The organism is Mycobacterium sp. C31M (genome assembly GCF_053345865.1).
On sequence record NZ_JBKFAX010000019.1, the window covers coordinates 39,454 to 64,040 of the forward strand.

General features: G+C 67.3%; 20 protein-coding genes. 8 read left to right on the forward strand and 12 right to left on the reverse strand.

Features of this window, described 5'->3' with window-relative positions:
• Positions 1-4 precede the first annotated feature (4 nt).
• The gene (locus tag ACLBYA_RS25295; RefSeq protein ID WP_447712212.1) at positions 5-3,736 is read right to left on the reverse strand and encodes an ABC transporter ATP-binding protein; all 3,732 of its coding nucleotides are present in this window, start codon (positions 3,734-3,736) and stop codon (positions 5-7) included.
• Between the two features lie 144 nt (positions 3,737-3,880).
• On the opposite strand from ACLBYA_RS25295, the gene ACLBYA_RS25300 reads away from it, so the two are divergent.
• Entirely contained in the window at positions 3,881-4,771 is an 891-nt protein-coding gene (locus tag ACLBYA_RS25300; protein ID WP_447712213.1) for an LLM class flavin-dependent oxidoreductase, read from the forward strand.
• The gene (locus tag ACLBYA_RS25305; RefSeq protein WP_447712214.1) at positions 4,761-6,062 is read left to right on the forward strand and encodes an NtaA/DmoA family FMN-dependent monooxygenase; all 1,302 of its coding nucleotides are present in this window, start codon (positions 4,761-4,763) and stop codon (positions 6,060-6,062) included. The genes ACLBYA_RS25300 and ACLBYA_RS25305 overlap by 11 nt, the downstream gene beginning before the upstream one ends.
• On the opposite strand, the gene ACLBYA_RS25310 is transcribed toward ACLBYA_RS25305, so the two are convergent.
• From ACLBYA_RS25310 to ACLBYA_RS25345, 8 genes are all read right to left on the reverse strand, one after another.
• Complete coding sequence (locus ACLBYA_RS25310; RefSeq protein WP_447712215.1) at positions 6,043-7,272, reverse strand: MFS transporter; 1,230 nt, start codon at positions 7,270-7,272, stop codon at positions 6,043-6,045. The two genes, ACLBYA_RS25305 and ACLBYA_RS25310, sit on opposite strands and share 20 nt — an antisense overlap.
• A 24-nt stretch (positions 7,273-7,296) precedes the next feature.
• Entirely contained in the window at positions 7,297-8,958 is a 1,662-nt protein-coding gene (locus ACLBYA_RS25315) for a dipeptide ABC transporter ATP-binding protein (RefSeq protein WP_447712216.1), read from the reverse strand.
• A gap of 18 nt (positions 8,959-8,976) precedes the next feature.
• On the reverse strand, positions 8,977-9,846 hold the full coding sequence (locus ACLBYA_RS25320; protein ID WP_447712217.1) for an ABC transporter permease: 870 nt from the start codon (positions 9,844-9,846) through the stop codon (positions 8,977-8,979).
• A complete protein-coding gene (locus tag ACLBYA_RS25325) occupies positions 9,839-10,831 on the reverse strand; it encodes an ABC transporter permease (RefSeq protein ID WP_447712218.1) in 993 nt (330 codons plus the stop codon). Before ACLBYA_RS25325 ends, ACLBYA_RS25320 begins: the two co-directional genes overlap by 8 nt.
• Before the next feature lie 16 nt (positions 10,832-10,847).
• On the reverse strand, positions 10,848-12,461 hold the full coding sequence (locus tag ACLBYA_RS25330) for an ABC transporter substrate-binding protein (protein ID WP_447712219.1): 1,614 nt from the start codon (positions 12,459-12,461) through the stop codon (positions 10,848-10,850).
• Positions 12,462-12,524: 63 nt separating this feature from the next.
• Complete coding sequence (locus ACLBYA_RS25335) at positions 12,525-13,742, reverse strand: acyl-CoA dehydrogenase family protein (protein ID WP_447712220.1); 1,218 nt, start codon at positions 13,740-13,742, stop codon at positions 12,525-12,527.
• Between the two features lie 250 nt (positions 13,743-13,992).
• Complete coding sequence (locus tag ACLBYA_RS25340) at positions 13,993-14,925, reverse strand: LysR family transcriptional regulator (protein ID WP_447712221.1); 933 nt, start codon at positions 14,923-14,925, stop codon at positions 13,993-13,995.
• A gap of 325 nt (positions 14,926-15,250) precedes the next feature.
• A complete protein-coding gene (locus ACLBYA_RS25345; protein ID WP_447712222.1) occupies positions 15,251-16,195 on the reverse strand; it encodes an aldo/keto reductase in 945 nt (314 codons plus the stop codon).
• A gap of 221 nt (positions 16,196-16,416) precedes the next feature.
• Between ACLBYA_RS25345 and ACLBYA_RS25350 the strand changes: the two genes are divergently transcribed.
• The 6 genes from ACLBYA_RS25350 (at position 16,417) to ACLBYA_RS25375 (ending at position 22,363) form a co-directional block, all read left to right on the forward strand.
• Positions 16,417-17,364: a TauD/TfdA dioxygenase family protein gene (locus ACLBYA_RS25350; RefSeq protein ID WP_447712223.1), complete on the forward strand. Its 948-nt coding sequence runs from the start codon at positions 16,417-16,419 to the stop codon at positions 17,362-17,364.
• Entirely contained in the window at positions 17,361-18,191 is an 831-nt protein-coding gene (locus ACLBYA_RS25355) for a sulfurtransferase (protein WP_447712224.1), read from the forward strand. Before ACLBYA_RS25350 ends, ACLBYA_RS25355 begins: the two co-directional genes overlap by 4 nt.
• 45 nt (positions 18,192-18,236) lie before the next feature.
• The gene (locus ACLBYA_RS25360; protein ID WP_447712225.1) at positions 18,237-19,244 is read left to right on the forward strand and encodes an aldo/keto reductase; all 1,008 of its coding nucleotides are present in this window, start codon (positions 18,237-18,239) and stop codon (positions 19,242-19,244) included.
• The gene (locus ACLBYA_RS25365) at positions 19,244-20,041 is read left to right on the forward strand and encodes an NADPH-dependent oxidoreductase (RefSeq protein WP_447712226.1); all 798 of its coding nucleotides are present in this window, start codon (positions 19,244-19,246) and stop codon (positions 20,039-20,041) included. Before ACLBYA_RS25360 ends, ACLBYA_RS25365 begins: the two co-directional genes overlap by 1 nt.
• Before the next feature lie 76 nt (positions 20,042-20,117).
• Positions 20,118-21,071, forward strand: a complete 954-nt coding sequence (locus ACLBYA_RS25370) for a luciferase (RefSeq protein ID WP_447712227.1) — start codon at positions 20,118-20,120, stop codon at positions 21,069-21,071.
• Positions 21,072-21,094: 23 nt separating this feature from the next.
• On the forward strand, positions 21,095-22,363 hold the full coding sequence (locus ACLBYA_RS25375) for an NtaA/DmoA family FMN-dependent monooxygenase (RefSeq protein ID WP_447712293.1): 1,269 nt from the start codon (positions 21,095-21,097) through the stop codon (positions 22,361-22,363).
• Here the strand turns inward: ACLBYA_RS25375 and ACLBYA_RS25380 are convergent.
• From ACLBYA_RS25380 to ACLBYA_RS25390, 3 genes are all read right to left on the reverse strand, one after another.
• Entirely contained in the window at positions 22,341-23,576 is a 1,236-nt protein-coding gene (locus ACLBYA_RS25380) for a DUF445 domain-containing protein (RefSeq protein WP_447712228.1), read from the reverse strand. The genes ACLBYA_RS25375 and ACLBYA_RS25380 overlap by 23 nt on opposite strands.
• Positions 23,573-24,235: an Abi-alpha family protein gene (locus ACLBYA_RS25385; RefSeq protein WP_447712229.1), complete on the reverse strand. Its 663-nt coding sequence runs from the start codon at positions 24,233-24,235 to the stop codon at positions 23,573-23,575. The genes ACLBYA_RS25380 and ACLBYA_RS25385 overlap by 4 nt, the downstream gene beginning before the upstream one ends.
• 198 nt (positions 24,236-24,433) lie before the next feature.
• Positions 24,434-24,559 carry a hypothetical protein gene (locus ACLBYA_RS25390; RefSeq protein ID WP_447712230.1) on the reverse strand — a complete coding sequence of 42 codons (126 nt, stop codon included), beginning with the start codon at positions 24,557-24,559 and terminating at the stop codon, positions 24,434-24,436.
• Positions 24,560-24,587: the final 28 nt, after the last annotated feature.

Sequence of the window (24,587 nt, forward strand, 5' to 3'; positions counted from 1 at the left end):
CAAGTCACCTCGCTCCGCTGGGCGTCTGGGCCGCGGCGGCCCAGAGTTCTTCGTAGCGGCCACCGAGTTCCATGAGTTCTTCGTGGCTGCCATCTTCCACGATAGAGCCGTTGTCCACGACGAGGATGCGGTGCGAGCCGCGGGCGGTTTGCAGCCGGTGCGCGATGAGGATGGTGGTCCGTCCGCTGGCGACGAGCCCCATCGCGCGTTGCACATGCGCCTCGGTGGCGAGGTCGAGGTTGGCGGTGGCCTCGTCCAGCAGCAGGATCGCCGGGTCCACGAGCAGGGCCCGCGCCAGTGAGAGCAGTTGGCGCTGACCGGCCGACAGCGACTTGCCCTGCTCGCTGACCGGGGTGTGGTAGCCCAGGGGAAGTCCGGCGATGAAGTGGTGCGCCCCGACCGCACGGGCCGCGCGCTCGACCTCGAGGTCGCTGGCCCCGGGCCTGCCGTAGGCGATATTGGACCGGATGGTGCCGGAGAACAGGAACGGCTCCTGGGGGACGAAGCCCAGCTGGTGCCGGTAGGAGGCCAGGTCCAGGTCGGTGATCGGGGTGCCGTCGATCGTCACCGTCCCGCTGGTGGCGTCGTAGAAGCGGGCGACCAGCTTCATCAACGTGGATTTGCCCGCGCCGGTCGTCCCGACCAGCGCGACGACCTGCCCGGGCGGGATCGTCAGCGAGACGTCGTCCATCGCCACCAGGCCGGTGGACTCGTAGGCGAAGGTGACGCGGTCCAGCTCGATCCGTCCGCGGATCCGTCCCGGGATGACCGGGTTCGCCGCCTGCGGGGTCGCCGACGGGGTGCGCAACAGTTCGCCCAACTGCCCTGCGGCGACCTTGGCCTGCAGCCACTGGTCGAACACTGTGGAGGCCTGCCGGATCGGTGCGAAGAACAGGTCCAGGTAGAGCAGGAACGCCACCAGCACGCCGGCGGCGGCACCGCCGCCGGCGACCAGGTGTGCGCCGGCGGCCAGCGTGATGGACTTTGCCACCACGCTGAGCAGATCGATGAACGGGAAGAACCGGGCCTGCAGTTCCACCGACCGTTGCCGCGCCGAGCAGTACGCCTGGGCCAGTTCGGCGAACCGGGCTTCGGCGGCGGGCTGCTGGTTGTGGGCCTGGCTGACGGTGACACCGTTGAGGCTCTCCTGCATCTCGGCGTAGAGCGTGGAGATGCGTTCGCGCGCAACGAGATAGGACTTGGTCGAGGCATACCGGAACCACAGGGTCGAGATGACCAGCGGGATCAGCACCACACTCACCGCCAGCGCCAGCGCGGGCTGGAAGATCGCCAGCACGACCGCGATGCCCACGCAGGTGAATCCGCTGACCAGCGCCATGACCAGACCCTGCTGCAGCAACTGCGCGAACGCCTCGACGTCCGATGTCATGCGGGTCATGATCTTTCCGGCCTGATGCCGTTCGTAATAGTTCAACGAGAGGCGCTGCAGGTGGGCGAAGGTCCGCACCCGCAACCCGAAGAGCATCCGCTCGGCGGTGCGCTGCGTGAAGTAGGTCATGTACCGCTGGTTGGTCATCTGCAGGATCAACAGCAGCAGCAGGGTCCCGACGATGCCGTAGAGCACCGCGTGCGACCCGGCGGAGATGCCGTGGTCGACGCCGAACCGGATCAGCGCCGGACCGGCGACCCCGGCCAGGGCGTCGATGATGACCAGCAGCAGCGCGAAGAGCAGTGGGCGCAGGAACGGGGCGAAGACGTTGCGCATGGTGAAGTCGTCGTAGGGCTTCTGCTGTTCTTCGATGTCGACCTCGGGATCGCCCGCCAGCTCAGGAAGCGCCTCCAGCTGCTTCCTGAGCTCGGGTGACATCCGGGCGAGGCCGCCCAGTTTGCCGAATTCCGCTCCGCCCCCGCCGCCGCCGGCCATGGACTGCATCAACGCATCGCTGGCATGGGAACTGACCTTGAGCGCACCGATCCGGTCGGCCTCGGCGGGCCAGGCCGCCGGGTCCGTGCGATCCACCCGCACGGCGGGCTCGGGCACCTCTTCCGGGTCCGGGCCGGTGAGCAGTTCACGGAACAGCTCGGAGCGCGCGTAGAGCTCGTCCACCGTCCCCTCGTCCACGACGCGCCCGCGGTCCAGCACGATCACCCGGTCGGCCAGCGCCAAGGTGGAGCGCCGCTTGGCGACGAGCACGGTCGTGCGTCCGGCGAGCACCTCGTCGAACGACTCGTGGATGGCATGTTCGGTGCGCGCGTCGATCGCGCTGGTCGCGTCGTCCAGGACGAGGACGCGGGGGTTGGCCAGCGCGGCGCGGGCCAGCGCGATGCGCTGGCGCTGCCCGCCGGAGAGGGTGAAGCCGCGCTCACCGACGACGGTGTCATAGCCGTCGGGCAGGCCGCTGATGAAGCCGTGGGCGTGCGCGGCGGTCGTGGCCCGCTCGATCTCGTCGGCACCCGCGCCGGGTCGGCCGAACGCCACGTTCTCCCCGATGGTGCTGGAGAACAGGAAGCCCTCCTCGAAGACCAGCCCGACGGTGTCGCGCACCGACTCGATCGTGTAGTCGCGGACATCGCGACAGTCCAACCTGATCGCACCCCTACAGGGGTCGTAGAACCGCGCCAGCAGCATCGCCAGCGTCGATTTGCCCGATCCCGAGGCGCCGACGACGGCGATCTTTTCCCCCGGCCGGATGGTCAGCGTGACGTCGGAGAGCACCGGCTCGTCGGCACCGGGGTAAGTGAAGGTGACATCGTCGAGTTCGATACGGCCGACCGGGTCGGTGAGCGTGAGCGCGTCGGGCTTGTCCCGGACCACCGAGTCGGCGGCCAGCAGGTCCTGCAGCCGCGTCACACCGGCCTTGGCCTGCTGGCTGGTGGTGAAGATGCTGGAGAGGAAGCGGACCGGCGTGACCAGTTGCAGCACATAGCTGAAGAAGGCGAGGTAGACCCCGAGGCTGATATCGCCACGCATCACCAGCACGCCGCCGAGGGCCAGAACCAGCAACTGGGTCAGGCCGGGGAAGGCGTCGAGGGAGGCGCTGAACCGCGCGGCGATCCGGGCGGCACGCAGCCGCGACTGATACAGGGTGCGCGCCTCGTCCTGCAGCGCCTGCTGCTCCTGCTGTTCCTGCCCGAACGCCTTGACCACCCGAACACCGGTGACGGCCTCCTCGACGACACCGGCCACCGAACTCCGGTACACCTGATCGGTGTAGCTGGCCGGGAACGTCCTGGCCCGGAACGTGGTGGCCACCCAGACGAAGGCGGGCACGGTGACGAGCAGGACCAGCGACAGCGGCGGCGACAGCCACACCATCGCGACGATCGCCACCACCAGCAGGGTGACGTTGCCCCACGCAATGCCCAACTGCTGCAGGAACATCTGGATCACCGTGAGATCGCTTGTCGCGCGCGACATCAGGTCACCGGTGCGGAAGCGGTCGCGTCCGGTCGGGTCGAGGTACTGCAGGTGATGGTGCACGAGCTTCTGCAGATCGCGCTGGCTCGTGGCTGCGGCGTAGAAGCCGACGTGGCGGCGCAGGTACTGGAAGACGAAGCTGGCGAAGCCCACGGCCGCGAAGATCGTGATCCACAACGTGAGTGAGCGTTCGTTGCGCACGATCGCGTCATCGACCACGACCGCCTGGATCAGCGGCATCAGACCCAGGAACGCCTGCGCGACAACAGCCAATCCGATCGAGATGTATGTGCCGCGGATGTTCTTGCGTCCGACGAGCGGGGCAAGGGTCTTGAGGGTCCCGTCGTGATTCAGCACGGCGCCGAGTCTTACATATATTTGCTTATCGTGCGGCATCTATATGGCCGCGGCGACGGCCGGGGAGCATCACGCGGTTCTGCTTCACGGTGTACGTAGACGACATGCATTGTTCGGCAGCCCGGCCGCGCCGACACTCGATGGATGACTGCATCCGCGCGGCCGAAGCTGTCCCTCGTCGCGCTGTCCCGCAATGTGCTGGCAGAGTTGCTCGCCCCCGATGCGCGCGACCGGCTCGCCCGGATCGCGGGTCGCGTCGACGAGACCGTCGATGCGCTGGTCCTCGGGGCGGATGTGGTGCCGCGACAGGGATCCGGCGACGCCGCGGCCGAACCGGGGATCGACGTCACCATCGCGGCCATCACGCTGGCCCACCTCACCGAGCGGGTCGGGTTGATCATCGCGGTGGCGCCACAGCGCGACCACCCCTACAACCTGGCCCGCCGGCTGGCCAGTATCGACCACGCCTCCGGTGGGCGCGCCGGGGTGTTCATCGCGGCCCGGGACCCCGCCGCGCCGGCCGGGTCGCCGTGGACGGCGGCGCCCGCCGCCGATGCCGCGGCGGATGCCGTGGTGGTGCTGCGCAAGCTGTGGGCAAGCTATCCGGTCGAGGCCGTCGTCGGTGACATCGGCACCGGTGTATTCACCGAGTCGCACCGCATCGTCACGGTGGATCATCGCGGACCCTTCAATGTGACCGGGCCGCTTCAGGTTCCGTCCAGTCCGCAGCTGCACCCACCGGTGCTGGCCTGGGCCGACGATGACGAATCCGGACCGTCCGCGGCGGTGGCCGACGTGGTGATCGGCGTCGGTGACCCGAGATTCGACATCGTGTGGCCGCACGATGTCGGCGAGCTCGAGCGGGTGCTCGGCGCCGGCCGTCGTCCGGTACAGACCGGTGGCACCCTGCGCTCACGCCTGGGTCTGTCGCCAGCCAGCCCGCCGAATGGTGGCCGGCCGGCGTTCCGCGACCCCCATGACACGGCGAGGGCAGCCGGAAGAGCTGCCGAGAAGGTAGGTTCCCATGGCCGCTGACGCCCCGCGCCACGTCATTCTGAACGTCAACGTGCTCGATGTCGGCATCACCCACGATGCCTGGCGTCACAACGATCTCGATCCGCTGGCGTTCGTCGACATCGGTTACTTCCAGCGTATCGGCCAGATCGCCGAACGCGGGACGCTGGATGCGTTCTTCCTCGCCGACGGTCCAGGACTTCGTGAAGATCCGCGATACAAACCGTCGCGCAGCCTCGAGCCGACGCTCATCCTCGGCGCAGTCGCGGCGGTCACGGAGAATCTGGGACTCATCGGCACGGCATCGTCGACCTTCAACGACCCGTGGGAACTGGCCTACCGCTTCCTGTCTTTGGACTACGCGTCCGGTGGACGGGTCGGCTGGAATGTCGTGACCACCTACAGCGAGGCCGTGGCCGGCAATTTCGGACTCACCGAGCTGCCGGATCGTGATTCCCGGTACCGCCGGGCGGGCGAGTTCGTCGATCTGGTGACGGCGCTGTGGCGCTCGGTCGGCAACGGGTCGACGGTCGATCACCGCGGCGAGTACTTCGAGGTGCACGGTGGGCTGCCGGTTCCGTTGTCCGCGCAGGGATTTCCGCTGCTGGTGCAGGCCGGGGGATCACCTGCCGGACGGGAGATCGCCGGCCGCAACGCCAACGCGGTGTTCTCCGCGGAGCTGAGCCTGCGTGCCGGTATCGAGCACCATGACCACGTCAAAGCCATTGCAGCACAGGCGGGCCGCAATCCCGACCACGTGAAGATCCTGCCCGGTCTGATCACTTTCATCGGCAGCACCGAGGCGGAGGCCCGGCGGCGCTACGAGGACTCGGCGGCCTCGGCCCCGACGGATTTCCCCCTCGCGCGGCTGGCCACGACGCTCGGCGTCGATCCGGCGACACTGGATCTGGACGCGCCGCTGTCTGCCGAGGTGCTGGCGGCCCCACCCGATCCTGCACACTTCCGCGCGTCGTTGGGCTTCCGCGAATCGGTGGTGCGGCTGGCCGCCGACGAGGCACTCACGGTGCGTGAGTTGATCGCCCAGTTGGCCGGCGGTGGTGGCCATCGCAAGATCGTCGGCACGCCCGAGCAGGTCGCCGACACGATCGAGCACTGGTTCCGCTCCGGCGCGGCCGACGGATTCAACCTCATGCCCGACCGGTTTCCCGACGGGCTGGAGGCATTCACCGATCATGTCGTGCCGGTGCTCCGCCGGCGTGGCCTGTTCCGGCACGAGTACGAGGACCCGACATTGCGCGGTCGACTGGGCATCCCGGCGCTGCAGGGGCAGGCTATCGCGGCGGCGTCCTGACCCGAACCGGCGATTGCTTCAGCAGTTCCGGGATACGCCACAGCACGATGGCGATGGTGACGAGACCGAGCACTGACGAGAGCAACAGTGCGTTGGATGTGCCGATCCACTCCGCGGCAGCGCCGATCCACAGCATGCCGATGGGCTGAGCGCCGATCGCGGTGCCGACGAGCCCCAGTGCGGCGCCCCGCTCGGACTCGTCGGTGGACTCCATGGCCAGGATGCTCTGCATCGACCCGAACCCGGCCAGCCCGACGCCGAGGATGAACAACCCCAGCCAGGCGATCGGGTACGCCGGAGCGAGACCCAGCACGAGCAGGCCGAGAAGTCCGATCACCGAGCCGGCCGCGAACACCGAGCCCGTCCGCCGACCGATCGGGCTCATCGTCAGCGTCAGTCCGCAGATGACATGGCCGAATCCCGCTGCCGCGCCCAATAATCCGGCCACCAGAGCCGCCGACGAGAACTCCTTGGCCACCACCGGCACCAGCGGGAGATAGCCGAACAGGAAGAGGTTCAGCACGACGGTCACCAGCAGTGTCCCGACCAGGCGGCGGCTGCGCCGGATCAACGACGCGCTGGCGGCCAGCTGAGCCAGAAACGATGCTCTGTCGGTCCGGTCGCGTGGTGCGGCGTGCGCGGGCGGGGGGACCCGCCACAGGAGCAGCACCGAGATGCACAGCAGAACTCCGAGGACGAAGTAGCCGCCGGCGACGCCGACCCGATCGATGAGCAGTCCGCCGACCAGTCCGCCGAACATCGAGGAGGTGGCCAGCGCCGTGGACTCGATCGGCATGGCGCGCACGGCCAGCTCGGGACCGACCGTCTCATAGAGCAGCACCCGCTGCGCGGTGACGTTGGTCAATGCCCCGAGGCCGAGGGCCAGCATGAACGGGAATGTCATCCACACCGCCACCCGGTCGGCCAGAACGAGCGCGAACATGCCGAATTGCACCGGGATCAGGAACAACTGGACAGCCAGCACCAGCCGCCGCCGATCGAGCCGGTCGCTCATGGTGCCGGCGACCAGACCGCCGAGCAACAACGGGGTGATCAACAGCGCACCGAGGATCTGGTTGAGGATCGGCGCGTCGAGGGTCTGGGCGATCAGGTAACTGGTGGTGAACAGGCTGCCCCACCGGGTGATATGCCAGATGAAGGAACTCGCGAAGAGTGACGGATAGCCGGGGACTCTCAGCAGTTCACGCACCGGCAGGTTCTCGCGGCCCGTCCGTCACGATGCTGCCCGCCGATCCAGCTGTCCGGGAATGGCGTCGATCAGTTGTCGGGTGACCGGGCTTGCCGGGTTCCCGAACAGCTGCGCCGTCGTCCCCGATTCCACGACCCGCCCGTTGTCGAGCACAGTCACCGCATCGGCGATCTGGCGCACCAGACTGAGATCGTGGGAGATGAACAGGTAGGTGAGGCCACGCTGGGCACGGATGTTCACCAGCAGGTCGACGATCTGGGCCTGCACCGAAACATCCAGTGCCGACGTGGGTTCGTCGAGCACCAGGATCTGCGGGGACAGCACCAGCGCGCGGGCCAGGGCGACGCGCTGGCGCTGTCCGCCGGACAGTTCCCTGGCGCGTCTGCCGAGGAGGTCGCGGGTCAACGCGACATCGTCGATGATGCGGTCCACCACCGCGGCCCGCTCGGCGCGATCGCGGTCACCGTGGATCAGCAGGGGCTCCTCCAGGATCTGGCGCACGGTGTATTTCGGATTCACCGCGGCCAGCGGATTCTGATAGATCAGTTGGAGCTGCTCGGCATGGCGGTTCACCGGGGGCAGTGTGCGGGGCAGCTCACGTCCGGACACCGTCACCGACCCGGCGCCGAATGCCGTGATACCGGCCACGATTCGGGCCGCCGTGGTCTTCCCGGAGCCGGATTCACCGACGAGTGCGTGGATGCTGCCGGATCGCACCGCGAACGACACGTCATCGAGTGCGGCGATGGTCTGTCCGGGAGACACGGTGGACCGGAATCGCTTCGTGACGCCCGAGACGACGATCGCGTCATCGTCGTCACCGTCGGCAACGGCGCGGCCCGCGTACTTGTCGGGCGACAGCGCGGGAGCATCGGCGACCAGACGGCGGGTGTACTCGGCGCCGGGCCGGGTCAGCACCGCGCGGGTCCGACCCTGCTCCTCGACCCGACCGCCGCGCAGCACCACCACCGAATCACTGCGGTCCGAGGCCAGCGCGAGGTCGTGGGTGACGAACAGCACCGCCAACCCCAGTTCACGCTGCAGATCCTCGACCAGGTCCAGGATCGTCCGCTGGACGGTGACATCGAGGGCCGAGGTGGGCTCGTCGGCGATCAGCAGCGCCGGCTCGCGGGCGATGGCCGTCGCGATCAGCACACGCTGGAGCTGACCACCGGAGAGTTGGTGGGGGAACGCCTGGGCACGCTCGGCGGGATTGCGGATGCCGACCCGCCCTAACAGCTCGACGATGCGGGCGCGGGTGGCGGCTCGACCGAGATCAGGTTCACCCCAACGGATCACCCTGGCGAGATGGCGCCCGATTCGTTGCAGCGGGTCGAGCGATCCCAGCGGATCCTGCGGGATGTATCCGATCACCGAGCCGCGCAGCGGACGCCACTGTTTGGTCCGGTACCCGGTGACGTCCGAGCCGCGCAGCGTGATGGTGCCGCCGGTGATGGCACCCTCTGCCGGCAGCAGGCCGCTGACGGCACGGGCGAGGGTCGTCTTGCCGGACCCCGACTGCCCGACCAGTGCGACGGTGCTGCCCCGGCCCAGCTCCAGGGACACCGAATGCAGGACCTCTGCAGCTGCGGGCCCGCTTCCGTACGCCACACTCACGTCTCGCACGTCGAGCACGGTGTCGGGGATGATCTGTGGCAGCACCGGTTCGGCCGAGGTCGCGGTCATCGTGGCTCCTTTGTCATGTCAGCGGGTGAGGCGGTCACGGACGAGATGGGCGAGTTGGCTGATCGAGAGCACGGCGAGCACGATCACGACGGCGGGTGCGAACACCAGCCACGGCGACGAGACGATGAACTCGCGGCCTTCGGAGACCAGCAGTCCCCATTCCGGTTCCGGTGGTGGCGCGCCGAATCCCAGGAAGCTCAGCGAGGCGATCCACAGGATCGACGCCCCGAACTGTAGGGCCGTCAGGGACAGCACCGCGCTGTAGGAGTTGGGCAGCACATGGTGCAGCAGTATCCGCGACCGTGACGCGCCCAGGTGCCTGGCCGACTCCACGAAGGGCAGGTTGCGGACGCCGAGGACCTCGGCACGCATGAGTCGGGTGAACACCGCCACGGACGCGATACCCACGGCGACCGCGGCGTTGAGCCGTCCGAAACCCAGTGCCGCCACGATCACCATGGACAGCAGCAGACCCGGGATCGAGAGCAGAACGTCGACGGCGCGGCTGACGGCGGAGTCGAGGATCCCACCCGCGTAGGCCGAGGCGAGGCCCAGTGCCGAACCTGCGATCAGCCCGATGATCACCGCGATCAACGATCCCGACAGGGTCCTGCCGGTGCCGTGCACGATGCGCGACCACAGGTCGCGGCCGAGGTAGTCGGTGCCGAGCCAATGCGCCCCACCCGGCGGTGACAGGGCCGCCGACGGATTGCCGACGATCGGATCGTGGGCGGTGAACAACTCCGGGGCGATGACGAATCCGGCGAGCAGCAGCAGGAACAGCACGGCGAGTAGGTTGCCGATGCCGAACCGGCGGCCGGCCGCGATCACCCGGATCCGCCCGGTCGCTTCCGCAGCGGGGACGACAGGATCGGCGATATCAGGCATTCTTGACCCCTTCGGCGAGAACGAGTTCGGGTTCGGCCGCGTCGTTGCCGAGGGTGATCCTCGGGTCGATCAGCGGATAGACGAGGTCGGTGACCAGACTGACCGTCACGAACACGATCGAGACGAACAGCACGACCGCGAGCAGCACCGGGGTGTCCTGATCCTTGAGCGCCTCGTTGGTCATCAGGCCGATCCCGGCGCGGGAGAAGATCGTCTCGGTCACCACCGAGCCGGCGAGCAGTTCACCGACGGTCAGGCCGAGCAGCGTCAGTGCCGGAATCGCGGCATTCTTGAGGACATTTCGGATCGTGATGGACTTCTCCGATGCGCCGGCGGAGCGCAGCACGATCACGAACGATTCACGGCTGACCCGTTCGAGCCCCTGACCGAGGACGACGGCGATGGGAGCGGACACCGCGATGCCCAGGGTCAGGGCGGGCAGGATGTAGGACTTGTAGCCCTCGTCGCGCACCGCGGACACCAGTCCGAGCTGGAATGAGAAGAACTGCAGCAGGATCAGCGCGATCAGAAAGCTCGGGGTGGACAGGAACAGCGGCGGGATCAACCGCGCGGCCTTGCGAACCGACTGCCAGGGTGCATAGACGCTGAGCAGCGCGATCAGGAAGGCGAAGAGCACCGCGACCAGCAGGCCCAGCGATGCCAGCTTCAAGGTCTCCGGGATCGCCTGGGCCAGAACGTCGGTCACCTCCCGACCGGTCGTGATCGAATACCCGATGTCACCGGTCAGCGCCCTGGTCAACGACAACCAGTACTGCGTGTACCAGGGTTCGTCGAGGTGGTAGTACCCCAGCAGCACCGCGGCGATATCGTCGGGCAGCGGGTTCTCCGGGTGATTGATCGCGTTGCGGATCGGGTCACCGGGGAGCAGGAACAGTGCGAAGAACACGAAGGTGAAGCTCAACCAGACGACCAGCAGCGCCTGGCCGATCCGTTGGACGACGTACCGCCCGCTGATCCGTCTCATGATCGGTCACCCGCAATCACTTCTGGGAAACCCAGACACCGTGGAAGTTGGGCCGGGTGGTGCCGTTGAAGGTGACGCCGTGGACGTAGGACTGGGCGACGACCAACTGCGAGTTGTCGATCGTCGGGATCACATACGCCTGCTCGACGAGGTACTTCGAGATCTCCTTGACCGCGTCGGCGGCCGCGGCCGCATCTGCCGTCCCGAGTTGGGCGGCGAGCAGTTCGTCCAGCTTCGGGTCGGCGCCCTCGAGCTTGAGGGTGTCGCTCTTGGAGCTGTGGTAGAGGTTGAACAGGTTCACCGGATCCAGCGGTGCGGGTCCGTTGCCCGCCACGACCTCCAGCGAGGTGTCCTCGGCGACGGCCGTGGGGAACTTCGAGTAGTCCACCTGTTTGAGGTTCAGGTGGACACCGCGGGCGCCCCACTGCTGCTGGATGAGCTGGTACAGCGTCGGGGAGATGTTGGAGTACACATCGACGTAGACATCGAGGGTCAGGTCCGATCCGTCCTTGGTGCGGATACTGTCGGCGTTGCGCTGTGACCAGCCGGCCTCGTCGAGCAGGCGGTCGGCCTCGTCGGGATCGAACGGGAACTGCCCGGACTGATCGACGAAGAACGGGGAGGTGTCCGGCGCGAGACCGCGTGCCGCACTCCATCGTTCGGTGAGGATCGAGTCGATCCACTCCTGCCGGTTCAGCCCGATCAGCAGTGCCCGGCGGACCCGGACATCATTGAGCGCCGGCGTCGAATTCGGCCGCAGTGCCAGGCCGCTGGCGGTGTTGACGCCTTCGAAGATCTGGAATCCGGCGTTCAGCAACGGATCCTCCTCGCTGGGCTGCACGTACCGCAGGGCGTCACCCTGCTGGGAACGCAGTGCCCCCAGCCGCACGCTGTCCTCGAGGATCGGGATGAACGTGACGGAGTCCAGGTAGGCCTCGCCGGTGTTCTCGGCGCCGGCCGGCGGCCACGCGTAGCCGGCCCGCCGCTCCAGGACGATCTCCTTGCCCGGTGTCTCCTTGACCGCGACGAACGGACCGGTGCCGATCAGGTTCAGCACACTGCCCTGGGCCTCCTTGGACAGGTCGAGCGTCTTGTTCGCGGCGAAGCCGAAGTTCTGCTCCGAGAGCTGACGCAGGAAGAACGGCCGGGGTTCGGCGAGTGTGATGGTGACGGTGTGGGCGGCCTCGTCGGTGACGATCTCGGTGACCTCGGGGAACAGCACCTGCTTCGGGATGCCCTTCGGCTCATCGCCGAACGCGTTGCGGTCGAGGTTGCGCTTGACGTTCGCCAGATCCAGCGGGGTCCCGTCGCTGAAGGTCACCCCCTTGCGGATGGTGAAGGTGTAGTTCAGTCCGTCATCGCTGATATCCCAGCTCTCGGCCAGCCAGGGCCGGATGTCACCACCGGTCGAGTCGACGTACACCAGCCGGTCCAGGATCTGGTTCACGATGGCAGTCGTCTGCCAGAACGTCCCGCCGGTCTGGAGTTGGAACGACACCGGGATCTCGGCGTCGAGGTAGATGAAGTCGCCGCCCTTCTTCTCGGTGGATTCCGATGTCGTGCTGCTGCTTCCGCATGCGGCCGTCGTCATCAGGACGAGGCCGGCGGTGAGCGCCACGGCGGCCTTCATGAGGCGGTGGTGAAAGGACATGTCGGTGGGATGCTCCGTTCGGTGATGCGCGAGCGGGACGGCTCAGAAGAAGCCGACCTCGGGCAGGCGTGTGCCGTTGACGACGTAGTCGCCGACGGCCCGTGCCTTGTAGACGGTGGGGTTGTGGGAGAACAGGGTCCGCAGGTTGCGCCAGTGCCGGTCGAGATGGGTCGAGACCCGGGTTGCCGAGGCACCGCCGACGCCGTACAGCTCGCCGGCCGCCCGCAGCGCGAGGCCCTCGACCGCCACCTTGGTACGGGCGGCAGCCAGTGAGGATTCGTGTTCGAGGTCGTCGTCGGATCGACCGTGCTCGTAGTAGTGGGCGGCGGACCGGTCCTGGGCATCGGCGGCGGCGAGCACGATCGCCTCGACCGCATAGGCCGCCGAGGACAGTTCGCCCACGATCTGTTGCAGTTGCGGGTCCTCGCGCGGCACCGTGGCCGTGGCCCATGAGTAGGTGCGCGGCCGGGACCGCACCAACTCCGCGGCGTCGCCGGTGACCGCCCGCAGGATGCCCGCGGCGATCGCATGCAGGATGAGTTGTGGCTGGGAGCCGCCGGGGCTGCCGTCACCGCGCGCCCAGCGGCGCGGCAGGATCTCGCTCTCCTCGACCCGGACATTCTCCAGAAGTGTGGTGCCGCTCCCGGTTTCGGCCTGCCCGATGCCGTCCCAGTCGTCGACGTGGACGACGCCCTCGCGGTCCGCGGGAACGATCGCGGTGACCGACTCACCGTCCTCGTTGACGGCAGAGACCCGGACGTAATCGGAGTACAGGCTGCCGGTGCTGTAGAACTTCGTGCCGTTGAGCCGGTATCCGCTGTCCTCCGGGGTCAGCGTGGTGTCGAAGTTGTAGGTGCCGACATCCTTGCTGCCGAGTTCGGTGCCTGCGGCCCCGAAGAGCTTGCCTGCGACAATCTGGGCGACCCAGCCGTGTTCCCGGTCATCGCGTCCGTGCCGAGCCCAGCGGTCCTCTGCAAAACCCCAGTGCACCCGCAGGATGTGCGGGACATCCGGATCGGCCTCGGCCAACCGGATGATCAGGGAGTAGAAGTCACGCTTGGTGTATCCGCCACCGCCCGCTGACCGCGGGATCCGGACGGCACCGAGCCGATACTGCCGCACCAGCTCTAGAGCCCGCTGCGGCCGCCCGCCACCCTCATCGCGGCGCGCCCGTGCGTCCGCCGCAATCTCGGTGATCGCATCCCGCAGCTCGGGAGAATTCAGCGCGGGTGGCCGGATGTCGGTATCGCTCGATGTCATGAACATCAGCGTCTGCGCCGGCCCGGGCCGGAACAATCAATTTCGGCTACCTGCACAAAAAAGCGAATCTGAAGTGTGGTGCCGCCACGCGAGGACTGACCCTCTCCCTGCGAAAGACCCTACCGTTAGGACATCACACACGACAGCACAACAGTGCCGGCCCATGGCAGGGCTCTCCCGGAGATAATCAAGACGTATCTGACCGTGCACGCAGCCGGCGATGTGGTCCCGGGGCCGACGAGCCTCGTCGTCACGACGCGACGCTCAGCGCCTCCTCGGCGGGGTCGGTCATCGCGTCGGCGGAGATTGACCGAAGCAGGCGCAGGACCAGGGCGATATTGGGATCGCGCTGGCGGCCGGTGCGGACCACCGCGCTGATCGTGCGACCGCCCAATTCCAGTCCGGGAACGATCAAAGATTCCAGGTGCCGTGGAATCGACAGCCGTGGCACGATCGCCGAAGCGAGCTCGGTCGCCGCAAGATCACAGATGTTCTGCGCACCGATCAGTCGGTGCTTGACCTGAGGTGTGAAACCTGCACTCTCGCTGGCGCGAAGCACCGCGGTACCAAGGCCGGAGTTCTGCGGGCCGGTCACCCACTGTCCGTCAGCCAGGGCTACCAGCCCTGCCTTGCCGATACGAAGATGAAATTCCGTGGGAGCCAACAGGACGAGTGGTTCGAAGAGCAGCTCTTCGCTGGAGAGTCCGCCGACGTTCTCCTGGCCGAGAAAGTCGTAACGGCAGGTGATGGCCACGTCGATCTCGCCCTGGCGCAGCAGGCGCAGTGAGTCCGCGCTGGCGACCTGTTGGACCTCGATACGGAGGTCCGGTTCGGAGGTGCCCAGCCGCTGCATCAGTGGCGCCGCCAGCATCGGGATGCCCATGTTGAATGCGCCGATGGCCACCTGACCGGCGGTGCCATCGCGGGTGGCGGCCACCGCGCTCATCGCCTCGTCGACGGCATTGAGAACGCGCCGTACGTGATCGACCAGCACTTGTCCGCTGCGGGTGAGGCCGAGCTTGCGGCCGTCGCGGCGAAAGAGGATTGCATCTGCCTCTTCTTCTAGAACACGCAACTGCTGGGAGACGGCTGAACTGGTGATCCCACGCCGGTCGGCGACAGCGGTGACCGAGCCCAGGTCGGCAAGATCGCACAGCAGCATCATGCGGCGAAGGTCGAGCATCAGATACCTTCTCCGACGGACTTGGCGGCGGATGATTGGGACGAACGGACCGGTGGCGGGAAGTGCGACATATCGGGGCCTCACGGAGTGGTTGCGATGTAGTGAGCGGCACGGTTGGCTGCCGGGTGGTCCCGGCACGGGCGCGTCAGAGCGGCTGAGGGGAACGCGTCAGCGGCGACAAGCGGCACCACAAAAGCGCATCAGATCGACATGGCGTCGAGCAAAGAGATCCACCGAAATCACAGACCGATCGTGGCACGGCGTGCGCCTGTTGCGATAGGCGGCACACCGTGCCACGTTTGTATGCAGTACCTTTCAGCTGCGTTTATGCGTCAAGGGTCGCAGGAATCAGCGCGGATGTAATTCCGGCGACAGCAAGGCGCCGGCGAGTCTCGGCCAGCACATCGGCGCCCAGCGCTCCGCGTTGCGCCGCGCGCACATTGTCGCGGACATGGTCGGGGTTCGCAGAACCAACGATGACGGTTGTGACTCCCGGGGTCGAGATCGCATATCGCAGAAGGAAGCCCTGCACGCTGTCGCCATGACGCAGGTCATCGAGCCCGATGTCGGCCCAGATGATGGGACGACCGTCGGCGGTGACCTTCTCCCGCTTGCCTGCTTGGGCGACCCCGCCACGCACGATGATCCCGACACCGCGGTCGCCGGCCAGCGAGATACGGCTCTCCAGTGTGCGTTCCAACGCCGAGAACGGAACCTGCAGTGCCGAGAAATCATCGATGGTGAGATGCTCGTCGATCGCGGGCAGCGTCGATGACACCCCAAAGGCAAGGATCTTCCCCTCTTCACGAAGCGCATTGAGCGTCTCCACCACGTGGTCGCTTCGCAGAACCTCCAGCGACGGACTGATGTGCAGTTGCAGTAGATCGATGTGATCGGTCTGCAGTCGGCGCAGACTCTGCTCGACCCCGGCACGGATATTGGCTGCGGAGTAATCGTGTTCCAGCGGCTTACCAGGGGTGGCATCGGGCTGAAAATCCAACGGGCAACCGGCCTTCGTCGCGAGGATGTACTCGTCGCGACGGGAGCCGATGTGCGTCCCGATCCGCTCCTCACTGAGTGCGTAGTCGACCGATGTGTCGATGAACGTGATGCCCTCGTCGAGCACCGTGTTCAGCACGTCGGCGGCCACGGACTCGTCGAGCGGACGAGGGTTGCGATGGGGCATCCCGCGCAGTTCCATCGCACCGAAGCCCAGCACCGACACGGGCGGTCCGTGCTCGCCGAGCGGACGTCGTTCCCATTGGCTCATATTGTTACTCCTCGACGTCGATGATCCTTCCGACATCTTTCGGGGTGCAGCTCCACGGATCAACAATCACGAGCTAACGGTTCACTCAAACAGAATTGCGTGAATGCGTATACCGGTTAGTTCCTGCTGAATGTTTCCGGTAGCCGATCATTGTTGTTTCACCGGGGTGTTGTTCCGAGACTTGAGTGGCGCCGATACCCACGCGAACAGGAAGCCAGCCCATGACCGAACTCAAAGACAGCGCAGCCTTGAAGGACACCGGACTGGATGTCGTCCCGGTGGCCGGCTATACCGGAGCCGAGGTGAGGGGGGTGGACCTGCGCGGTCCGCTGGAACCCACCGTGGTCAGCGAGATCCGTGACGCGTTGTTCCGGTACAAAGTAATCTTCTTCCGGGACCAGCAGATCGGGCACGCCGAGCAGATCAGTTTCGCCCGACTGTTCGGCAAGGTGACGCCCGCGCACCCGCACGAGGAGAGTCCACCGGAGGGTTTCCCGGAGATCCTGCCGATCGACAGCCGCCGCTATGAGGCCACGTTGGGCCGCAAGCGCACGTCCTATGACAGCAGCTGGCACACCGACGTCACCGCGCTGGTGAACCCGCCGGCGGCATCGATCCTGCGGGCCGACATCCTGCCGCCTTACGGTGGCGACACCGCGTGGACCAATCTTGTTGCCGCGTATGAGAACCTGCCCGTCGAGCTGCGCGAGCTGGCCGACAAGATCCGCATCCGGCATCAGTTCAACACCAAGGCAGCCAGCGGCAGCCAACGGGACCGCAAGGTGGCCGAAGCCAATCTGGCGGCCTGGCATCCGGCGGTCCGGGTGCATCCCGAGACCGGGGAGCGGGCGCTGTTCGTCAGCCCCGGGTTCACCCGCGGCCCCCGCGAGATCCGGGGCTTCGCACCGAATCAGAGCGAGCGCATCCTGAAGCTGTTGTGGGAGGAGGCCACCCGCACCGAGTACACCGTGCGATTCCGGTGGGCGCCGGGGAGTGTGGCGTTCTGGGACAACCGCGCCACCGCGCACCTGGCCATCCCGGACGCCGGTCACCTCGGCTACGACCGGGTGCTCTACCGCGTCACCATCGAGGGTGATGTACCCAAGGGTGTGGACGGTCGGCAATCCGAGCTCATTTCCGGCAAGCCCTTCTACGGAGCCGACGTATGACCGCCGCCGCCATCGATGCGGACCGCCTCGTCATCGTCGCCGAGAAGCTGCGCCGCAAACGCGAAGCCGGCCGCGATGTGGTGGTGTTGGAGATCTGGCGCGACGGCCGCCGCGAGGGACTGGGCCGCATCCCGGGTGCCCGCGCGGTGGCACTGACCACCGACCTGGTCGGGGCGGCATCGGCTTCGGCGGGCAACCTGCCGCTGCCCACCGCCGACCAGATCCAGGATGTGGTGCGGCGCTGGGGGATACATGCCGAGTCCATCGTGGTGGTCTACAGCCCGGAGAATCCGGCGCTTGCCGCCCGGGCATGGTGGACCCTGACCTGGGCCGGGGTGCCCGATGTCCGGGTGCTAGACGGCGGGGTCGACGAATGGGTGGCAGCCGGGGGAGAGCTCGCCGACGACGAACCCGCGGTCGATGCCGGAACCTTCACGGTGTCCACCGGTGCACTGCCGACCCTGGACACCGAACAGGCTGCGGCCCTTGCCCGTTCAGGGGTGCTGGTGGATGCCCGAGGATCCGATGCCTACCGCGGCAGCACCGGTGGTGGCCACATTCCCGGGGCCCGCAGCCTGCCCGCCGGTGATCTCGTGGCCGACCGGTCGCGTCTGCTCGGGGATGACGGGTTGCGGTCTGCGCTGTCGGCCGTCGGTGCCGACGGCACCCGGTCGATCGGCGCATACTGCGGCGGCGGGACATCGGCGACGCTCACGGTGCTCGCACTGGCCAAGCTGGGGATCACCGCAGCGCTGTATCCCGGATCATTCTCGGCCTACGGCAGCGACCCGGCGCGACCGGTGGCCGCCGGTGACGAGCCGGGCTAATACGTCGTTTCATCCGTATCTGCACACCACCTTCGAAAGGACACCATGACAACGCTTCCCACCCGCACCCTCGGCGGGCTCGAGGTCTCGGCCGTCGGGCTGGGCTTCATGAGCTTTCGCACCGGGGCCGGACCCGAAGACGAGAAGCAGGCCACCGAGATCGTCGACGCGGCCATCGACCTGGGCGTGACCCTGTTCGACACCGCCGATGTCTATGGGCCGGAGTTCAGCGAGATCCTGCTGGGACGCGCCATCGCGGGTCGGCGGGACACCGTGAAGATCGCGACTAAGTTCGGCAACGCACTGGACCGGGATACCAACCCCGACGCCCGTCGGCTCGACGGCCGGCCCGAATACATCCGGACCGCGATCGAGGGATCGCTGCGCCGGCTGGGCATCGACCACGTCGATCTGTACTACCAACACCGGGTCGACCCGCAGGTGCCCATCGAGGAGACCGTCGGTGCGCTGGCCGAGTTGGTCGCCGCGGGCAAGATCGGGCATATCGGACTGTCCGAGCCGGGGCCGCAGACCCTGCGCCGCGCCCACGCGGTGCACCCCATCGCCGCGGTGCAGAACGAGTGGTCGATCTTCACCAGGGATGTCGAATCCGAAACCCTGCCGGTCGCCCGGGAACTCGGTATCGGGATCGTGCCGTACTCCCCGCTGGGCCGCGGCTGGCTGACCGGTCGGGTGCGCAGCCGTGCGGACATCGGTGGTAACCGGCTCAAGCATCCGCGCTTCGGCGCCGACGTGTTCGACCAGAACCGGGTGCTGGCCGAGGCCGTCGGCGACGTCGCGGCCGAGATCGGGGTGGCGCCGGGTCAGGTGGCACTGGCCTGGGTGCTGTCCCGCGGACAGGATGTGGTGCCGATCCCGGGCACCCGGCACGTCGAGTTCCTGCGGGAGAACGTCGGGGCGCTGGCGGTGCAGCTCGAGCAGGACCAGCTGACCCGGCTGGATTCGATTGCCGCGCAGGTGGCCGGTCACCGGTCGATCCGACCGGAGAACCTCGGCACCGAGGCACCCGCCCCCGTGACGACGCCTGCCTAGTGACGGTCATCTCCAGGTACGGCGATCCCGACGCGGCGCTGTCCGTGCACAATCAGACACTGGCGGTGCAGCTTTCGCACCGCTCGGTGCGCCGGTTCGGCCCCGATCCGGTCGGTGATGAGCACCTCAGCGCGCTGGTCGCCGCCGCCCAGTCGGCGGCGACCAGTTCGAACCTGCAACCGTGGAGCGTCGTCGCGGTGCGTGATCCGGACCGCAAGGCGCGGCTGGCACAACTGGCCGCCGGCCAGCAGTTCATCAACGAGGCGCCGCTGCTGCTGGTCTGGGTCGCCGATCTGGGCCGGGTGCGCCGGGTCGCCGAGCGGGCCGGTGCACCGCTGGACGGTGCCGACTATCTGGAGAGCACCATCATCGGTTTCGTCGATACCGCGCTGGCCGCCCAGAACGCGGTGACCGCCGCGGAATCACTGGGCCTGGGCACCGTTTTCGTGGGGGCCCTGCGCAACCACCCGGAGCAGGTGGCGGCCGAACTGGCGCTGCCCCCACATGCGGTCGCCGCATTCGGATTGGCCGTCGGTACACCGGACCCGACCGAGAACGCCGGAATCAAACCCCGCCTACCGCAGCGCGCCGTGCTGCACCACGAACAGTACGACGCCGCCGCAGCCGACGAACAGGTGCCGGTCTATGATCAACGGCTGGCCGCCTACAACCGTCGCTACGGGCTCTCCGGCGATTGGAGCGCACGGGTCATCGCCCGGTTGGCCGGTCCGGAATCACTCACCGGGCGGCATCGGCTGCGCGAGTATCTGCACCGGCTGGGCCTGCCCTCTCGGTGAAACCGCCGATGGTCACTTCGAGTTGGTGTGATCGCAACCGTTGGTAAGTCAGCGCAGCCCGATTAGCGTCGCCGGTATGGCTGCACCACTGTCTTTGGGAATCGAGGTGGTCGGTGACGGCATCGCCGATCGTCGGGTGGGTGTCCAGAATTCGGCCGGGGGAGTCGCCGAGTTGGCGCGCAAGCTGGAGTCCGCCGGTGTCGACTACTGGGTGATCGGTGCCGAGCGCGGTGAGGCCGCACCGGTCGGTAGGCAGTCGCTGGATCCCTCGCTGATCGCCACGGTCGCCGCCCGATCCAGCACCGATCTGGGCCTGGTGGTCGCGGCGGCCGGCCATCGGGACCACCCGTACAACCTGGCCCGCCGGCTGGTCTCGGTCGATCATGCCGCCCAGGGGCGGGTCGGTTGGCTGGCACTGGATTTCGACCACGGGATCGCCCTCAACGCGGCCCGGGACAGCTGGACCGGTGCCGATCTGGAGGTGACCCATACCGACGATGCCGTGGACGCGGTCCGCACGCTGTGGCGTACCTGGCCGCTGGACGCCGTGGTCGGTGACACCACCGCCGGGGTGTTCAGCGACGTCACCCGGATCCGGCGGGCGGACGTGCGGCGGGGTTATGCCATCGCCGGGCCGCTGAACGTTCCCGGATCTGTGCAGGGCGACCTGCCGATCTGGCGCCACGGGGCCACCCACGCGGCGGACCTGGTGGTGGTCGAGGACGGTGCTCCGGTGCCCGACGGTGTGCCCGCGGTGGTCAGGGTGCGCGCCGCAGAAGCCATCGACGCAGCACTGGAACGGATCTCGCGGATCCCGACCGCGACGGGCGCACTGCTGCGATTGACTCCCGGCGTCCTGGACCGGGTGCTCGGCCGGCTGATCCCGGCGGTGCGGCGCCGCGGTGTGCTTGCCGAACCGGGCACCGGCACACTGCGGGCCCGGCTGGGTCTGCCGGTTCCCGACGTCCCGGACATCACGGCGCATCCGCACGTCTTCGGTACCGCTCCGAATCCGGGAGGCCGACTGTGACCGGACTGATCCTCAACGTCAACGTGCTCAACGTCGGAATCCACACCGGCTCCTGGCAGTTGACCAGCGAGCCCGCCACCGCGTTCGCCGATCCGGGCTACTACGTCCGGATGGCCAGGATCGCCGAGCGGGGCAGGCTGGATGCGTTGTTCCTGGCCGACGGCCCTGCGCTGCGCGAGCACCCGGCGCTGCGACCGTCACAGGCGCTGGAGCCCAGCGTGATCCTGGCCGCGGTGGCCGCCGAGACCGACCGGCTCGGATTGATCGGGACACTGTCCTCGACGTTCAACGATCCGGTCGAGTTGGCACATCGCCTGCTGGCCCTGGACCAGCTGTCCGGCGGTCGGCTGGCCTGGAATGTGGTGACCACGTACTCACTTCCCGCGGGCGCCAACTTCGGTGTGGCCGATTACCCGGACCGACCCACCCGGTACCGGCGGGCCGCCGAGTTCGTCGACGTCGTGCAGGCGCTGTGGCGCGACGCGGCCGACACCGGCGGGCGCGGTATCGACCACCAGGGTGAGTTCTTCACGGTGGTGGGTGCGCTGCCGCAGGGGCAGTCGCCGCAGGGGTACCCGCTGCTGGTGCAGGCGGGCGGTTCCCCGCAGGGCCGTGAACTGGCCGGGCGCGCCGCTGACGCGGTGTTCAGTGCCGAGTTGGACATCGACGCCGGTATCGAGCACTACCGGCATGTCAAGGATGTCGCGGTGGTGCACGGCCGGGGTCGTGACGAGGTGAAAATCCTGCCGGGGCTCATCACCACGATCGGCAATACCGCGGCCGAGGCGCAGGACCGCTATGAGCGGCAGAGTGCGCTGCTGCCCGCCGGCCATGATCTGGAGCGGCTGTCCCAGGTGCTGGGGGAGGATCTGACGGACTACCCGTTGGATGAGCCGCTGCCCGCGCATCTGCTCGGTGAGGTCACCGATCCGGCGAGATTCGCGGCGTCCCTGGGCTTCCGGGAGTCGGTGGTACGGCTGGCCCGCAAGGGCGGGCTGACCCTGCGTGAGACGATCCGGGAGTTCAGCGGCGCCGGGCACCGGCTGATCGTCGGGACACCGGTGGACGTGGCCGACACCATCGAACACTGGTTCCGGGCAGGGGCGGCCGACGGATTCAACCTGATGCCCGACGTGTTCCCGGATGGCTTGGAGATCTTTGTCGACGAGGTGGTGCCGCTGCTGCAGGCGCGCGGTCTGTTCCGCACCGAATACGCCGAATCGACGCTGCGCGAACGGTTCACCGGGTCGGCGCTGCCGAACAGTCGGGTCAGTGCGCGAGCAGCAGGATGAGCTGCAACTGCAACTCGCCGCAGAGGAAGCCGAGCGCGGAGCCCAGCACCACGATGATCCACTCGTCATCCTTGAAGGCCGGCCGCAGCAGATTCTCATAGGACTGTGCGTCCAACTCGTCCATCTTCTCGATCATGACGTTCTCCAGATCGAGTCGGCTGGCGGCGTATTCCTCGATGTACGCCGATGTCTCGGGCAGCTTCTCGATGATGGTGTTGGCGATCTGGACCTTCATGTCCTGGTAGGTGCGGCCACCCAACACGTTGACCACGCGGCCGGCGAAACCCATCTGGCTGTCGATGGTGCGGCCGATCTCGGCCTGGACGATGTCGAAGAACTTGTCCGACATCGGTCCGGTGAGCAGGCTTTCCATGATGGCCTTGGGCGTGAAGATCTCCCGTGCCATCAGCGCGGCATACCCGCGGATGACCTCCTTGCGATGGGCCTGGAAGACGCCGTGCCACTTGATACCGAGGAAGACGTTCTTGCGTTGCAGCGGCCGGAAGATCATCTGCAGCGCGATCCAGTCGGTGAGCCCACCGGTGATCAGACCGAACAGTGGCAACGCCAGATGCCAGCCGGTGACCCCGAACACCAGCATCTGGACGACCCCGATGATGAACCCGAAGTACAGCCCGGATCGGATCAGGAACTTGAAGGCGGGCCGGCCGATGTCCTGGAAGACGGCATTGAGGGTGGCCTTGTCGCGGACCAGGTTGGTGACCACCATGTGCTTGATGTCGAAGATCTGGTCGACCTGGCCGCGGAACTCTTCGAACATGCCGCGGGCGGCCGACGGGATGCGGCCCTCCACATTGGCGACGATCAGATCCTTCACCTGATCCGGTGTCGCCCGCCAGACCTGCGGCTGGAACGACATCATCATGGTGTCGACCATTTCCTCGGCGGCTTCGCGCAGCGGCTCGCCGAGTTCCTTGACCAACTCGTCCGGATCGATCTTGTCGAACAGTTCCTCGGGTTTGAGGATGCCCGACGTCAGCGAATCCACTGCTACGGCAGCCATTTTCGGTGCCCGCTTGGGTATCTGGCCCTGCCAGCCGAGATAGGGCTTGATGCCCTTGAACTCGACCGGATAGAACATCATCTTCAGACAGAGGATCTTGGTGATCCACCCGACGAACGCCGCCCCGAACGGAATGGTGAAGTACACCCACAGCGGGTAGGAGAAGGCGTTCGCCCAGAAGTCGCTCATTTCGCTGCCTCCCACAACTCTTGACCGAGATCACTGATGCGCACGGTGCGCCTTACGACGCGGGCTGCCCGCACCCCCCGGCGTGCGGTGGCCAGTGCGATGTTGACGCCGGAGTCGGTCAGCAACATCTCGTATTCGTCGTACATCGAGGACGCCTCGGGACCCAGTCGGACGAGTCCGAGGCGCAGCATCCGGGTCAGGTACAGCGGGGTGTACCGCGGTAGTGACACGCCGGCCGAGCGTCCGATGGTGGACGCATTCTTGAGCGCGAACACCGGCGCACCGCCGGTACCGGGTTCGGCGATGTGGACGACGGGATAGGCCGACCCATCCGAGAGCGCGGCGAGGATGCGCGCTTCATCGGGTACCAGTGACTCCAACAGATCCAGGTACAGCGCATTGCGGCTGCGGTCCGGGCTGGTGTACATCGACCGGTCCAGCAGTCGGCGCAGCACGGTGGCCGGGGTGTCGGCATGGTCGTCCTCGGCGGCGGTGACCGCGGCGGGCGGGTCGAGATCGGTGAGGTGCCTGCGGGCGACCCGTACCATGGCGCGCTCGGCATCGGCGAGCAGGGGCAGCACGTCACCGGCGAACGGCGCCCGCTTCGCAACGCCGCCCAGCAGGCTCAAGCCACCGCCGACAAGCCCCTCGAGGTCCACGCGTAGCACACTAATTGCACCCGGGTCCCACGATGCAAAAACCACCGCACGGGTAGGTCGGCGTGCGAAATGCGCACATCAGATGTGCTATCCGGAACCAACACCTACGCCACGCTGATTACGGCGGCAAACTCAGAGCGGGGTGGGCAAACCCGTGGTGCGCAGGTCGGTTCGTGGTCGAATCCGCAGCGCGCAGCGTCAACGATTGGCGAGCAACAGCGCGACGGTGGCGATGGTGAGCAGCACGGATGTGACAATCGGCACAATCACCCAGGTGCGCATCGCGTCCCCGCGAGCGGAATCGTTCTTCGCCGGTGTCTGCATGCGCTAACGATTACCCGAATGTGCTATC

Coding starts and splice junctions, on each gene's coding strand:
- ACLBYA_RS25300 (WP_447712213.1), top strand. CDS start 3,881: ATGACTGCATCCGCGCGGCCGAAGCTGTCCCTCGTCGCGCTGTCCCGC.
- ACLBYA_RS25305 (WP_447712214.1), top strand. CDS start 4,761: ATGGCCGCTGACGCCCCGCGCCACGTCATTCTGAACGTCAACGTGCTC.
- ACLBYA_RS25315 (WP_447712216.1), bottom strand. CDS start 8,958: ATGACCGCGACCTCGGCCGAACCGGTGCTGCCACAGATCATCCCCGAC.
- ACLBYA_RS25320 (WP_447712217.1), bottom strand. CDS start 9,846: ATGCCTGATATCGCCGATCCTGTCGTCCCCGCTGCGGAAGCGACCGGG.
- ACLBYA_RS25325 (WP_447712218.1), bottom strand. CDS start 10,831: ATGAGACGGATCAGCGGGCGGTACGTCGTCCAACGGATCGGCCAGGCG.
- ACLBYA_RS25330 (WP_447712219.1), bottom strand. CDS start 12,461: ATGAAGGCCGCCGTGGCGCTCACCGCCGGCCTCGTCCTGATGACGACG.
- ACLBYA_RS25335 (WP_447712220.1), bottom strand. CDS start 13,742: ATGACATCGAGCGATACCGACATCCGGCCACCCGCGCTGAATTCTCCC.
- ACLBYA_RS25340 (WP_447712221.1), bottom strand. CDS start 14,925: ATGCTCGACCTTCGCCGCATGATGCTGCTGTGCGATCTTGCCGACCTG.
- ACLBYA_RS25345 (WP_447712222.1), bottom strand. CDS start 16,195: ATGAGCCAATGGGAACGACGTCCGCTCGGCGAGCACGGACCGCCCGTG.
- ACLBYA_RS25350 (WP_447712223.1), top strand. CDS start 16,417: ATGACCGAACTCAAAGACAGCGCAGCCTTGAAGGACACCGGACTGGAT.
- ACLBYA_RS25355 (WP_447712224.1), top strand. CDS start 17,361: ATGACCGCCGCCGCCATCGATGCGGACCGCCTCGTCATCGTCGCCGAG.
- ACLBYA_RS25360 (WP_447712225.1), top strand. CDS start 18,237: ATGACAACGCTTCCCACCCGCACCCTCGGCGGGCTCGAGGTCTCGGCC.
- ACLBYA_RS25370 (WP_447712227.1), top strand. CDS start 20,118: ATGGCTGCACCACTGTCTTTGGGAATCGAGGTGGTCGGTGACGGCATC.
- ACLBYA_RS25380 (WP_447712228.1), bottom strand. CDS start 23,576: ATGAGCGACTTCTGGGCGAACGCCTTCTCCTACCCGCTGTGGGTGTAC.
- ACLBYA_RS25390 (WP_447712230.1), bottom strand. CDS start 24,559: ATGCAGACACCGGCGAAGAACGATTCCGCTCGCGGGGACGCGATGCGC.